Source organism: Sinomonas susongensis, assembly GCF_005877005.1.
In the GTDB taxonomy this organism is placed as follows: Bacteria; Actinomycetota; Actinomycetes; order Actinomycetales; family Micrococcaceae; genus Sinomonas; species Sinomonas susongensis.
In genome coordinates this window covers 328,538-342,070 of sequence record NZ_SSNH01000002.1, presented here as the reverse complement: position 1 = coordinate 342,070, position 13,533 = coordinate 328,538, and the positions used below count along the sequence as shown (strand labels likewise).

Genomic DNA, 13,533 nt, shown 5'->3' with positions numbered 1-13,533 from the left:
GCCGACGCGGCCTAGCATGGAGGAATGGACAGGCGGGATGGCGGGGGAGCAGGCGCTGAGCCCCTCGCTGCCCTCCGGCGTCGGGGAATCCTGCACGTCGACATGGACGCGTTCTTCGTCGGGGTCGAGCAGCGGGAGCGACCCGAGCTGCGCGGCAGGATGGTCATCGTCGGCTTCCCGTCGGAACGCTCGGTGGTGCTCTCCGCCAGCTACGAGGCGCGCGCGTACGGGGTGCGGAGCGCGATGCCCATGGCGAACGCCTTGCGGCTGTGCCCTCGCGCGATCGTCGTGGAGCCGAGGCACAAGCTGTACTACGAGGTATCACGGGAGCTCATGGGGCTTCTCGGCGAATTCACGGACCTCGTCGAGCCGCTGAGCGTCGACGAAGCGTTCCTCGACGTCTCGGGAGCCGTCCGCAGGCTCGGGGCGCCCGAGCAGATCGGGGCTTCGATCAAGGCGGCCGTGCGGGAGCGCCTGGGCCTGGCTGCCTCCGTGGGCGTCGCTGCCACGAAGTTCGTGGCAAAGATCGCGTCGGCCCGCTGCAAGCCGGACGGGCTCCTTGTCATCCGTCCCGAGGAGACGGTGCCGTATCTCCACTCGCTGCCCGTCAACGCGCTCTGGGGCATCGGTGGCAAGACCGCAGAGGCGCTCGCACGGCTCGGCGTCCATACGGTCGCGGACCTTGCCCACACGCCTGACTCGACGCTCCAACGGGTTCTCGGTGCCTCGGGGCTGCACGCAAAGGCGCTGAGCTGGGGAATCGACGATCGGCGCGTCACCCCCGAGCGGGAAGAGAAGAGCGTGGGAGCCGAGGAGACCTTCGGCGCGGACGTGGCGGACGACGCCGTCCTGCGCCGAGAGCTCCTCCGACTGGCCCACCGCGTCGCGGGCCGGCTCCGCTCTACCGGGGTCGAGGCAGGAACGGTCGCGCTCAAGCTGCGCTACGCCGATTTCTCGACACTCTCGAGGTCGAGGGCGCTGACCGTCCCGACGGACTCGGCCCAGGTGCTGTTCGAGGAGGGAGTCCGCCTGCTGGCGAGCCTCGGTCCCCGGCCGCAGAGCGTTCGACTGATCGGCCTTCGGGGCGAGCGGCTCGCCCGCAGCGGGGGAGCGGTACAGCTGAGCCTCGAACGGCGAGACGACAATTGGCGCACCGCGGAGCAGACGCTCGACGCCGTGACGGCTCGGTTCGGACAGGCCTCCCTGCGCCCGGCGAGCCTCCTCGACGACGGCGATGACCGGCGTCGTCCGCCTTCCCTCCCCGGCGTCTCCGAAGGGCCCGACGGACCTTCCACCTCTTTTGGATGAGAACCCGAAAGCCTATCCTTAAAAGACCTTGAATATTGGTGAAGCATCGAATCGGCGGGCAGCCGTAGAACTATCACAGACGGGCGGGGCAGCAGCTCGTTGAGCCCCAACCGATGCTCGCGGAACTGGACGTCGGTCCGGTGCGTTGTGCTGATGGCGGTCCTGTGTCCGTCGCATTAAGCATGAAGGAGTCGCGATGCCTCTCTCCGAGCACGAACAGAAGATGCTCGAGCAGCTTGAGAAGCAGCTGCACGAGGAAGACCCCAAATTCGCAGACTCCATGGGCGCCGACGCCCTACGGCGATTCTCGACGCGCCACGTCGTGCTCGGAGTACTCGGAGGCATCGTGGGACTTCTGGTCCTGCTCCTGGGCGGGGTCCAATTCTCGAACGTGTTCGTCGGGGTCGTCGGATTCCTCATCATGGGCGCGAGCGTCTACTACGGGACGTTGAGGCGCCCTGGCCGAATGCGCCAACCGCGCCCCGGTCGCGGGAAGAGCGGATTCCTCTCTCGGCTCGAAGCCAGATGGGATGAGCGCCGGCGGGAACAGGGCTGAGGCCGGCGCAGGAGCCAGCCCCACTTTCCTCCCCGGAGGCGCCCCACTTTCCTCCCCGCCCCCACCCCCACTTTCCTCCCCTCGCGTAGTGCAGAGCTCCCGAAGGACCCGCTTCTCGCGGGTCCTTCGGCGTTTAAGTCCTGAGGCTCCCCGTCCACCTCCAATCCCGCTCCCCGCCCGTCCACCAGCCCCCCCACTTCCCCCCACCCCGGATCTCTCGCGAGATTCCGCGGTTTTTACGTGTGCATTGACAGAAGAATCGGCCCGTGTCGCATTGACGGTGGGGAAGAGTGGAGTAAAGTGGTGGTTGTAAGAGGGAAGTGGGCGGATAGGGACGTGCTGCCCCTCGGACCAGACGGGTGGTGGTGCCGGTGTTGCTCGGTACGCATTCGCCACGCCTGGACGAGAAGGGGCGGCTCATCCTCCCGGCGAAGTACCGCGACGAACTGGCCGAAGGGCTGGTTCTGACACGGGGCCAGGAACGCTGCCTCTACGTCTTCAGCCAGAAAGAGTTCGAACGGATTCACGAGCAGATGCGAGAAGCCCCTATCTCCTCGCGTCAGTCGCGTGACTACCTCCGGGTCTTCCTGTCTGGAGCCTCTGATGAGGTGCCCGACAAGCAGGGGCGCGTCACGATCCCCCAGAACCTGCGGAAGTATGCAGGCCTGGACCGGGACCTCGCCGTGATCGGTGTGGGAACCCGGGCGGAGATCTGGGACGCCCAGGCATGGGAGGACTACCTCGCCGAGAAGGAAGCCTCCTTCTCGGACACCGACGAGGATGCCCTGCCCGGGCTCCTCTGAGGCAACGGTCGGCGGACCGAGATCTCCAGCCGCCCGCGGCCCCATCCTGGCTCACCTTCCCCGGAGCCAGGGAGGGACCCACGGTGCGGAGGGGGATCCCGGCCAGCCGCAGTATCGGGACAACGCAGCGAAGGAGGGGACATGCCGCAGCAGGACGACGACCGCCCGACATCAGAGCGGCACGTTCCCGTGCTGAAGGAGCGCTGCGTCGCCCTCCTCACGCCCGGAGTCGAGGCGGCACGCAGTGCCGGGCGCAGCCCGGTCGTCGTGGATGCGACGCTGGGGATGGGCGGCCACAGCGAGGCCATCCTCGAACGCTTTCCGGACGTGACGCTCGTGGGCATCGACCGTGACGAGCAGGCGCTTCGCCTTGCCGGTGGACGCCTCGAGCCGTTCGGCGAGCGTGCTCGGCTCGTCCACGCCGTCTACGACGATATCCCCGACGTCCTCGACGGACTCGGACTGGACGGCACCGATGGCGTCCTCATGGACCTCGGGGTGTCCTCGCTCCAGCTCGACGAGCGCGAGCGGGGCTTCGCCTATTCGTACGACGCGCCGCTCGACATGCGGATGGACACGAGCCGAGGGCACACCGCCGCGGACGTGGTCAACACGTATCCCGTCGAGGACCTCACTCGGATCATCCGGGCATGGGGCGAGGAGAAGTTCGCGGGCCGTATCGCGCGGAAGATCGTCGAGGAGCGGGCGACCCGACCATTCGCAACCACGGGCGAGCTCGTCGATGCGATCCGGTCCGTCGTGCCGGCCAGCGCGGCGCGCACGGGCGGTCACCCCGCAAAGCGGACGTTCCAGGCGCTGCGGATCGAGGTCAACGAAGAACTCGATGTGCTCGAGCGGGCCGTGCCGGCTGCGGTCGACTCGCTTCGCCTCGGCGGACGGATCGTCGTCATGTCCTACCACTCCCTCGAGGACCGGATCGTCAAGAACGCCCTCCAGTCCCGCTCGCGCTCCACCGCGCCGCCCGGATTCCCGGTCGAACTCGAGGAGCACCGACCGGAGCTGAAGCTCGTGACACGGGGCACCGAGGTCCCGACTGCCGAAGAGATCGAAGAGAACCCCCGGGCCGCCTCGGCCCGACTGCGAGCCGCCGAACGCATCAAGGTCAGGAGCACACGATGAGCGCAGCAGCCCAGGCGAAGGCCATGACGTCGGGCACCTCAGCCGTAGCGGGGCGCCCCGCACCGGCCAGTGCGCCCCAACGGGCACCCCTCTCGCTCGTCAGCACCCTCCCCGTCCGGCGGCGGGCCCCGTTTGCCATCTTCTGCCTCGGCGTCCTCGCAGCGGCGCTCGTCACTGTGCTCGTGCTGAACATCTCCGTCACGTCCGGTCAGTACCAGCTCGTCCAGCTCCGGAGCGAGCAGCTCGGGCTCGAGCAGCAGAACCAGGACCTGCAGCAGCGTGTCCAAAACTACGAGGCTCCCCAGAATCTGGCTGCCCGGGCGGCACAATTGGGAATGGTGGCGGCGACGTCGAAGGGTCAGATCGACCTCAAGACGCTTCTGGTCACCGGCCAGCCGAAGCCTGCCGCGAAGGGCACGCCGCAGGGCGCGGTCATCGCGGCACCCGAAGTTGCCGGGTACAGCGCGACTCCCGCAAGCCCTGCGCCCGCCGCGGACGCGCTGAAGCAGACCAATGCCGCGGTCAAGGCGACGCCAGCCGCATCTCCGGCGCCGAAGGCAACGGCACCGGCCGCCCCGGCCCCGCCGGTGGTGCTCAACGGCGGGACGGTACCCGCGCCGAAGCAGAAGACGCCCGGCCAGTAGCCGAGAGGCCCGGCGCCGGGCAGATGGAACGAGCGAGGGACGTGAGCGTGGCCAGAGCGAGCAGGAGCACGGCGCAGACGGGGCGGACGATGGCAGGCCGGGGCGGCTCGCGTGCACCCCTGCGGATTCCACACGTCACCCGTCGGCTCCGCCTCGGAGTCGGCCTCATGCTCGTGCTGCTGCTGGTCATCGGCGGCCGGCTCGTCATGGTCCAGGGGCTGGACATCGGCGGCTATGCCCAGGCCGCGCTCGACAAACGGCTCCAGACGACCGTGCTTCCGGCCGAACGCGGTGAGATCGTCGACGCGTCCGGCAAGATCCTCGCCCAGAGCGTCATCCGCTACAACATCACAGTCGACCAGACCGTGTCCTCGAACTTCAAGGACTACCAGCGCACGGAGAAGGACGGCGACGGAACGAAGCTCGTCACCGTGACCAGGAGCCAGGCGATCTCGGACCTCGCAAGCGCGCTGGGCATGACGGTGGACGGCGTCACAGCGGCCGTGACCGGAGGCAAGAAGTTCAACTACGTGGCCCGGAACGTCACGCCGGACGTCGAGTCGCGCGTCTCCGACCTGGCCTTCCCGGGCATCTTCTCGGAAGGCACGTCCCAACGCGTCTATCCTCAGGGAGCCGTGGGAGGCAACCTTGTCGGCTTCGTCGGGAGCGACGGAACCGGCCTCGCCGGCATCGAGCAGACGCAGAACTCGCTGCTCTCGGGCACGGACGGAAAGCGGACGTACGAGATAGGGGCCGACGGGCTGCGCATCCCGGTTGCAACGGATGACCTGAAGCCGGCGCAGAACGGGCAGACCGTCAAGCTGACCATCAACTCCGACCTGCAGTACTTCGCTCAGCAGGCGGTGCAGTCCTCGGTCGACCAGCTCCACGCGGAATGGGGCAACGCGATCGTCATGGACGCCAAGACCGGAGACATCCTCGCGATGGCCGACACGAACCCGGTCGATCCGAACGACCCGTCGAAGACCGCTGCACAGGACAGGGGAGTTCGCGCGGTGAGCGCCACCTACGAGCCCGGATCGGTCGAGAAGGCGCTCACGATGTCGGCCCTCATCCAAGAGGGCAAGGCGAACCCGTTGAGCCAATACACCGTCCCGCCGACCGTGACGATCGATGGGCAGACCTTCAGCGACGCCTTCACCCACGGGACGGAGAACCGCACGCTCGCCGGCATCCTCGGCTACTCGATGAACACCGGCACCGTCCTGGCCGGTCAGGCGCTGACGAACCAGCAGCGCTACGACTACTTCACGAAGTTCGGCATCGGCCAGACGCCGGACATCGGTCTTCCCGGCGAGGCATCGGGCATCTTCGCGACTCCTGACAAGTGGGACGTCCGCCAGCAGAACACCGTCCTGTTCGGTCAGGGCGTCACTCAGTCGACGCTGCAGACGGTGCGCGCCTACGACGCGATCGCCAACAACGGCACGATGGTGCAGCCCCGCCTCATCGACGGCTACGTCGGATCGAACGGCGTCGAGAGCAAGTCTCCGGCGAAGCCGGGCACCCAGGTCGTGAGCCCGCAGACTGCGCAGCTCGTCAAGAACATGCTCGAGAGCGACGTGACGATGGGCGAGGTCAAGGACGCCGGCATTCCGGGGTACCGGGTGGGTGCGAAGACGGGCACGTCGCAGGCGCCACGCGACGACGGGACGCCGGGCTACGACGGGTACACGGCCTCGCTCATCGGCATGGCGCCGATCGAGAACCCGCGGTTCATCGTGGCGGTCGTCATCCAGCGCCCGCAGGGCAACATCTACGGCATCACTCAGGGCCCGGTCTTCCGGAGCATCATGTCGCAGGCGCTGCGGCTCTACAACGTCCCTCCGTCGACTGGGACCCCGGTCGCCTACCCGCAGTACGCGCAGTAGTCCAGAACAGCCAGCCGCTGGCGGGGAGCAGGGGCGATCCGGCATCCCCCGGGCCGCGGGGGCGGGCCCGATCTGCCTCCCGTCCAGCGGCTAGAGTTGGAATCCCCGAAATGCAACGAAGGTGAATGTGAGCGAGCACGCGAGTTCTGCGGACAATCCGTCCGCGCCCCACGGAGGCGCGGTGCCGAGATCGGCTTTCCGTCCACAGCACACCAGACCCGTCCCGCTCGCCGAGGTGGCAGAACTGCTCGGGCTTCCGCGCGAAGGCACTGCTGACGTCGAGCTCACCGGAGTGTCCCTGGACTCCCGGAGCGTCGAGCCCGGTGACCTCTACGTCGCGGTGCCCGGGACTGGCCGGCACGGGGCCTCGTTCGTGCCCCAGGCCGTCGAGGCCGGCGCCGTCGCGGTCCTGACGGACGCGGCCGGCGCACATCTCCTCGCACTCGACGAGGACGAGACCATCCCGGTCCTCGTGGTCGACGACGCGAGAGCCGCCGTCGGACCCGTCGCCGCCTTCGTCTTCGAGAGCCAGCCGGAGTCTGCTTCCCGCCCGGTGCTCATCGGGGTCACGGGCACCAACGGCAAGACGACCACGACCTACTTCGCGAACTCGCTCCTGGAGGCCCTCGGGCACCGGACTGGGCTCATCGGGACGATCGAGATCGTGGCGGGCGGCGAAGCGATTCCCAGCCGTCTCACCACTCCTGAGTCGACCGATGTCCACGCTCTGCTCGCGCTCATGCGGGAGAAGGGCGTCACGGCGGCGTCGATGGAGGTCTCGTCGCACGCGATCGAGTACCGCCGGGTCGACGGCGTCCGCTATGACGCTGCCGGCTTCACGAACCTGACCCAGGACCATCTCGACCTGCACGTGACGATGGAGGACTACTTCGCGGCCAAGGCGCGCCTCTTCACGCCTGAGCGCACGGGCCGCGGCGTCGTCGTCGTCGATGACTCGTGGGGGCGCCGCCTTGCGGACACTGCTCCCATCCCCGTCACGACGCTCTCGCTCGCAGGCGCCCCGGCCGACTGGACGCTCGCGGACAGCCGCCGCGAGGGCCTAGGGACGGCCTTCGAACTCGCGGGCCCGGACGGCAGTTCCCTGCGGCTCCGAACCGGGCTGCCAGGGGCGTTCAACGTCGCCAACGCGTCCCTTGCCGCGCTCCTGGTCCACGCCGCGGGCGTCCCGCTCGACAGGATCCAGCAGGCGGCCGACGACGCCGACCCCTTCAGCGTCGAGGTCCCCGGCCGGATGCAGCTCGTGGGCACGCGGCCCGCGGCCGTCGTCGACTTCGCCCACAACCCCGATGCGCTCGAGCGGGCTCTCGCCGCGGTGCGCCCAGCCGAGGGGAGCGGCCGCGTGATCGTCGTCTTCGGCGCCACGGGGCAGCGCGATCAGGGCAAGAGGCCGCTCATGGGAGCCGTGGCCGTCCGCGGGGCCGAGGTAGTCATCGTGACCGACGACGACCCGCACGACGAGGATCCGGCAGCAATCCGCCAGGACGTCGTGGAGGGCGCCCGGAGCGAAGACGGTGCACGGTCCCTCGGCCGTACGATCGAGGAGGTCGCCTCCCGCGCGGAGGCCATCCGACGCGCCGTCGAACTCGCCCATGAGGACGACGTCGTCCTCGTTGCCGGCCGCGGCCATGAGGTGTTCCAGGAAGTCAAGGGTGTCAACCACGCCCTCGACGACCGCGTCGAGCTCCGCGAGGCCCTCGTGGCGCGCGGATTCCTCGGCCCCGTCGATGAGCAGATAGAGTCCAGAACCGATGATTGAGTTCAGCGCGGCGGAGATCGCCCGCATCACCGGCGGGCGCCTCGTGGGCGATCCGCAGACCATCCCCACCCACGTGACGACGGATTCGCGGGAGGCTCGTGAGGGCTCGCTGTACGTCGCGAAGCCGGGCGAACGCACCGATGGGCACAGCTTCGTCGGGGCAGCATTCGCGGCCGGCGCGGTGCTGGCGCTCAGTGAGCGCGAGGTGACCGACGACGCCGGGATCCCCTTCCCCGCCGTCGTCGTGACCGACGCGGTGCTCGCCATGGGCGCGCTTGCGAAGGAAGCCGTCCGGCGGATCCGTGAAGCTCGCGCCGCGCGTGGGCAGGCGTTCACGGTCGTGGGCATCACAGGCTCGGCCGGGAAGACGACCACGAAGGACCTCGTCGCGGGGATCTTCCGCTCGACTCCCGATGGTTCCGCCGGTGAGGCCGCGACGATCTCGCCCCAAGGCTCGTACAACGGGGAGGTCGGGGTCCCGCTCACGGTGTTCACCGCCGACGAATCGACCCGCTACCTCGTGATCGAGATGGGTGCGACGGGCATCGGGCACATCCGGTACCTCGCCGACATCGTCGTCCCCGACATCGGGGTCGTCCTCGTCGTCGGCAGTGCGCACGCCGGTGAGTTCGGGGGCGTCGAGAACATCGCGATCGCCAAGGGCGAACTTGTCGAGGCACTCGCCCCCGAGGGGACCGCCGTCCTGAATTTCGACGACCCCCGGGTCCGGGCCATGGAAGCCAGGACCTCCGCACGGAAGTCGTTCTTCACCGTCCACCCCGAGACGGCAGAGGAGGCGGCCGGGCGAGGCACCCTCGTCGCCGCCGTCGACAGCCACACCGATGCGGAGGGCAGGCCGGTGTTCGGGCTGAGCATCGGGGGAGACGCGCCGGTGCCGGTCCACAGCCGGCTCATCGGAGCCCACCACGTGGGGAACCTCCTCGGCGCCGCGGCCGCGGCCCACGCGGCCGGCGTGCCGACGGAGGCCATCGCGGAGTCCCTCTCCGCCCAGGGGGCCGCGAGCCGCTGGCGCATGGAGCGCACCGACCGCCCTGACGGCGTGACCGTGATCAACGACGCGTACAACGCCAACCCCGAGTCCATGCGTGCGGCCCTCCAGACGCTCGCCGCCCTCGGGCCCGGCCGACGCACGTGGGCCGTGCTCGGCGCGATGCTCGAACTGGGCGACGAATCGATCGCCGCCCACACGGCCGTCGGCACCCTCGTCGTGCGGCTCAACATCGACCGTCTCGTCGTCGTCGGGCGCGAGGCCCGCCCGCTGTACATCTCCGCGATCAACGAAGGCTCCTGGGGCGACGAATGCTCGTTCGTCGAGGACATCGACGAGGCCTACGCGCTCCTCGAGAGCGAACTCGAACCCGGCGACCTCGTCCTCGTGAAGTCGTCCAACGGGGTTGGACTGCGGCACCTCGGCGATCGGATAGCATGGGCCGCGCAGGCTCAGCCCACTGACACCGCGCGAACGGAGCTCATGTGATCGCACTGCTGATCGGTGCCGGGCTCGCCCTCGTACTCGCCTTCGTCGGCACGCCGGTGTTTATCCGGCTGCTGGTCCACAAGGGCTACGGGCAGTTCATCCGGGACGATGGACCGACGAGCCACCACACGAAGCGCGGCACACCGACCATGGGCGGGGCGGTCTTCGTCCTCGCGACGGTGATCTCGTACTTCCTGGCGCATCTGATCGTGTGGCTCATGCATCCGGACGCAGGTGGCCCCACCATGTCCGGCATGCTCCTCCTGTTCCTCATGGTGGGCATGGGGGTCGTGGGCTTCCTGGACGACTTCATCAAGATCTCGAAGCAGCGCAGTCTTGGCCTGAGCGCCCGAGCCAAGCTCATCGGGCAGGGCGCGATCGGCATCGTCTTCGCGCTGCTCGTCCTGCAGTTCCCGGACGGCCAGGGCAGGACGCCCGCGTCCACGATGATCTCGTTCCTCCGCGACGTCCCGTGGCTCAACCTTGCGTTCGGCGGTACGGTCCTCGGGGCCATCCTCTTCGTCATCTGGGCGAACTTCCTCGTCACGGCGGCCAGCAACGGCGTGAACCTCACGGACGGCCTCGACGGCCTCGCCGCGGGGGCATCGATCATGATCTTCGGCGCCTACACGCTCATGGGGATCTGGCAGAGCAACCAGCACTGCGGCTCTGCTCGCGTCCCCGGCTCGGTCTGCTACCAGGTCCGCGACCCGCTCGACCTCGCGCTGCTCGCGGCGATCATGAGCGCCGCGCTGGTCGGATTCCTGTGGTGGAACACGTCGCCGGCGAAGATCTTCATGGGCGACACCGGTTCGCTCGCGATCGGGGCTGCTATCGCCGGCTTCGCGATCCTCACCCGCACGGAACTCCTGCTCGGCATCATGGGCGGCCTGTTCGTGCTCATCACGCTCTCGGTCATCCTCCAGGTGGGCTTCTTCAAGCTCACCAAGGGCAGACGGCTGTTCAAGATGGCACCTCTCCAGCACCACTTCGAACTCAAGGGCTGGGCCGAGGTGACGGTTGTCGTCAGATTCTGGATTCTTGCGGGGCTCTTCGTGGCCGTCGCACTGGCGGTGTTCTACGCGGAGTGGGTGGCTGGACTGTGACCGGGGGAAGGGACTCCGTGGAACGACGGCGTGAGCGGCTCGCATCGCTCACCTCCTGGGACGCCGACTGGGCAGGGCTGCGAGTGGTCGTCACCGGAATCGGCATCTCCGGATTCGCGGCGGCCGACACGCTCATCGAGCTGGGCGCGAGCGTCGTCGTCGTCGACGGATCGGTGACAGACCGCACGCAGGCCCAGGCAGAGACCCTCCGGATCGTAGGGGCGGTCGACGTGCTGCTCGGCCCCGAGGCGGTCCAGGCGCTTCCGCGGGTCGAGGGGGAACTGCCGGACCTCGTCGTCACGTCGCCGGGCTGGCGCCCGGACCAGGCCGTCCTGGCCGCGGCCGCACGCAAGGACATCCCCGTCTGGGGCGACGTCGAGCTGGCCTGGCGAGTCCGGTCGCGGCGCGGCAGGAAGGCAGCCGCGTGGCTCGCGGTCACGGGCACCAACGGGAAGACGACGACGGTGGGGATGGCCGAGTCAATGCTCCGCGCCGCGGGTCTCAAGGCTGTTGCCGTGGGCAACGTGGGGACGCCGATCCTCGACGCGATCCGAGAGCCGGTGGAGTACGACGCGTTCGTGGTCGAGCTCTCGAGCTTCCAGCTGCACTGGGCGGAATCCCTCTCGCCCGTCGCGTCGGTCGTGCTCAATGTCGCCGAGGACCACGTGGACTGGCACGGCTCGTACGAGGCCTACCTCGCGGACAAGGCCAAGATCTACCGCAACACCCAGAAGGCCGCCGTCTACAACGCCGAGCAGATCGAGACCGAGCGGATGGTCGAGGAAGCCGACGTCGTCGAGGGCTGCCGGGCGATCGGCTTCACGACGCGCACTCCTGGGCTGAGCATGCTCGGGGTGGTCGACGGACTCCTCGTGGACCGGGCGTACATCCCGGAGCGGCGGGACCACGCGGCCGAGCTCGCGTCCGTCGCGGACCTCGGGGAGATCGCGCCCCGCCACATGGTGGCCAACGCCCTCGCAGCGGCTGCCCTCGTGCGCGCCTTCGGCGTTGAACCCGTCGCGGTCCGCGACGGCCTGCGCAGCTATCTCCCGGGCGATCACCGGATCCAGCCCGTGGCGACGATCGACGGCGTCGTCTGGGTCAATGACTCGAAGGCGACCAACCCCCACGCAGCGAGCGCCTCACTCGCGGCGTTCGGCTCCGTCGTATGGATCGCCGGCGGGCTGTCCAAGGGGGTGACGTACGACGAGCTCATCGCGCGGCACTCGTCCCGGCTCAAGACAGTTGTGCTGATCGGTGTCGACAGCAGCGACCTCGCGGGGGCGCTCAGGCGACACGCGCCGAATGTCCCGGTCATCCGCATCGACCCGGGCGACACTGAAGAGGACCGGCCCGACGGGGCGACCATCATGGCCGCCGCTGTCGAGCGCGCGGCGGAGGCCGCGGGGACGGGCGACACGGTGCTCATGGCGCCGGCGGCCGCCTCGATGGACCAGTTCGCGTCCTACGCGCAGCGTGGCACGACGTTCATCGACGCCGTGCGCGGGCTCGTCGAGCGGAAGGCCCAGAGCAAGGAGTAGAGGATGGCCACAGCGCAGCAGGAGCGTCCGGCGAGGACAGCCCAAACGCTGTGGCGGCGGCTCGAAGGCTCCGGACGGCTCGGCGCAGGCGCGGGCTACTACCTCATCCTGGGCTCGACTCTCGCGCTCACGGCAATCGGCATCATGATGGTCCTCTCCGCGTCGAGCGTGGAGAGCATCTCGCTGGGCCAGAGCCCTTACAGCGCGGCTCTCAAGCAGGCGCTCTTCGCCGTGCTGGGCGTCGTCGGGATGCTCGTGATCTCGCGCATCAACGTACGGTGGCTCAAACGGTTCGCGTGGCCCGGGATGGCTGTCACCCTCGTGCTCCTCGGGCTCGTGCAGGTCGTCGGCAGCCGCGTCCTCGGCAACCGGAACTGGATCGACGTCGCCGGATTCAGCATCCAGCCCTCGGAGTTCGCCAAACTCCTGCTGGCGCTCTGGATGGCCACAGTCCTCAACAAGAAGTCGGAACTCCTCGACCGCTGGACCCACGCCCTCATACCCGTCGTCCCGATGGGGCTCCTGGTCGCGGGCCTCGTGATCTGGGGCCACGATCTCGGGACGACGCTCGTGATCCTGCTCGTGGTCACCGCCGGCCTCTTCTTCGGCGGGATCCCCACGAAGATCTTCATTGCGACCGGGGTCTTCCTGAGCGTGGGCGCCTTCGGCTTCGCCGTCACGAGCGCGAACCGCATGTGCCGCATCTACGAGTGGCTGGGCCAGTCGCCGCCCATGTGCACCCAAGGCGCCGACTTCGGGTACCAGGTCCAGAACGGCCTTCAGGGTCTCGCTTCGGGAGGCTGGCTGGGAGTGGGACTCGGCCAGAGCCGCCAGAAGTACAACTGGATCCCCGAGGCCCAGAACGACTTCATCTTCTCAGTCCTCGGCGAGGAGCTGGGGCTTTTCGGCACCCTGCTCGTCCTCGCCCTCTTCGCGGTCCTCGCGATCGCGATCTTCCGGGTCGTCGTGCGCCAGAAGGAACTCTTCCCGCGGGTCCTCGCCGGAACCATCATGGCGTGGATCCTCGGGCAGGCCGCCCTCAACATGGCCATGGTCACGGGCCTGTTCCCGGTGGTCGGCGTGCCGCTGCCCTTCATCTCCTCCGGCGGCTCGGCGCTCGTGAGCTGTATGTGTGCGGTCGGCGTAGTCTTGTCTCTGGCCCGCGAGGAGATGCGACCCGCGGGCGACGAGCGCCCGAAGCGGATCTTCGGCCGCGCCCAGAAGTCGCAGACGGCGACGAAGCGGAAGGTCACCACGTAGCAATGCCC

General features: G+C 68.8%; 11 protein-coding genes. All 11 read left to right on the top strand.

Annotation, left to right across the window (positions count from 1 at the left end; translation table 11 throughout):
• Positions 1-24 precede the first annotated feature (24 nt).
• The 11 genes from dinB (at position 25) to ftsW (ending at position 13,525) form a co-directional block, all read left to right on the top strand.
• The gene (gene dinB / locus E6A21_RS04715; protein WP_138442965.1) at positions 25-1,308 is read left to right on the top strand and encodes a DNA polymerase IV; all 1,284 of its coding nucleotides are present in this window, start codon (positions 25-27) and stop codon (positions 1,306-1,308) included.
• 196 nt (positions 1,309-1,504) lie between these two features.
• On the top strand, positions 1,505-1,864 hold the full coding sequence (locus tag E6A21_RS04710; protein WP_138442964.1) for a DUF3040 domain-containing protein: 360 nt from the start codon (positions 1,505-1,507) through the stop codon (positions 1,862-1,864).
• 371 nt (positions 1,865-2,235) lie between these two features.
• Complete coding sequence (mraZ, locus tag E6A21_RS04705) at positions 2,236-2,667, top strand: division/cell wall cluster transcriptional repressor MraZ (RefSeq protein WP_138443109.1); 432 nt, start codon at positions 2,236-2,238, stop codon at positions 2,665-2,667.
• Between the two features lie 141 nt (positions 2,668-2,808).
• Entirely contained in the window at positions 2,809-3,807 is a 999-nt protein-coding gene (rsmH, locus tag E6A21_RS04700; protein WP_138442963.1) for a 16S rRNA (cytosine(1402)-N(4))-methyltransferase RsmH, read from the top strand.
• Positions 3,804-4,451, top strand: coding sequence for a cell division protein FtsL (ftsL, locus tag E6A21_RS04695; RefSeq protein WP_138442962.1), 648 nt, complete (start codon positions 3,804-3,806; stop codon positions 4,449-4,451). Before rsmH ends, ftsL begins: the two co-directional genes overlap by 4 nt.
• An 89-nt stretch (positions 4,452-4,540) precedes the next feature.
• Positions 4,541-6,343 carry a peptidoglycan D,D-transpeptidase FtsI family protein gene (locus tag E6A21_RS04690; RefSeq protein ID WP_138443108.1) on the top strand — a complete coding sequence of 601 codons (1,803 nt, stop codon included), beginning with the start codon at positions 4,541-4,543 and terminating at the stop codon, positions 6,341-6,343.
• Between the two features lie 127 nt (positions 6,344-6,470).
• Positions 6,471-8,120, top strand: a complete 1,650-nt coding sequence (locus E6A21_RS04685) for a UDP-N-acetylmuramoyl-L-alanyl-D-glutamate--2,6-diaminopimelate ligase (protein ID WP_138442961.1) — start codon at positions 6,471-6,473, stop codon at positions 8,118-8,120.
• Positions 8,113-9,618: a UDP-N-acetylmuramoyl-tripeptide--D-alanyl-D-alanine ligase gene (locus tag E6A21_RS04680; protein WP_138442960.1), complete on the top strand. Its 1,506-nt coding sequence runs from the start codon at positions 8,113-8,115 to the stop codon at positions 9,616-9,618. Before E6A21_RS04685 ends, E6A21_RS04680 begins: the two co-directional genes overlap by 8 nt.
• Positions 9,615-10,724: a phospho-N-acetylmuramoyl-pentapeptide-transferase gene (gene mraY / locus E6A21_RS04675; protein ID WP_138442959.1), complete on the top strand. Its 1,110-nt coding sequence runs from the start codon at positions 9,615-9,617 to the stop codon at positions 10,722-10,724. Before E6A21_RS04680 ends, mraY begins: the two co-directional genes overlap by 4 nt.
• A gap of 17 nt (positions 10,725-10,741) precedes the next feature.
• On the top strand, positions 10,742-12,265 hold the full coding sequence (gene murD / locus E6A21_RS04670) for a UDP-N-acetylmuramoyl-L-alanine--D-glutamate ligase (RefSeq protein WP_138442958.1): 1,524 nt from the start codon (positions 10,742-10,744) through the stop codon (positions 12,263-12,265).
• A 3-nt stretch (positions 12,266-12,268) separates the two neighbouring features.
• Complete coding sequence (gene ftsW, locus E6A21_RS04665) at positions 12,269-13,525, top strand: putative lipid II flippase FtsW (RefSeq protein WP_138442957.1); 1,257 nt, start codon at positions 12,269-12,271, stop codon at positions 13,523-13,525.
• Positions 13,526-13,533 lie beyond the last annotated feature (8 nt).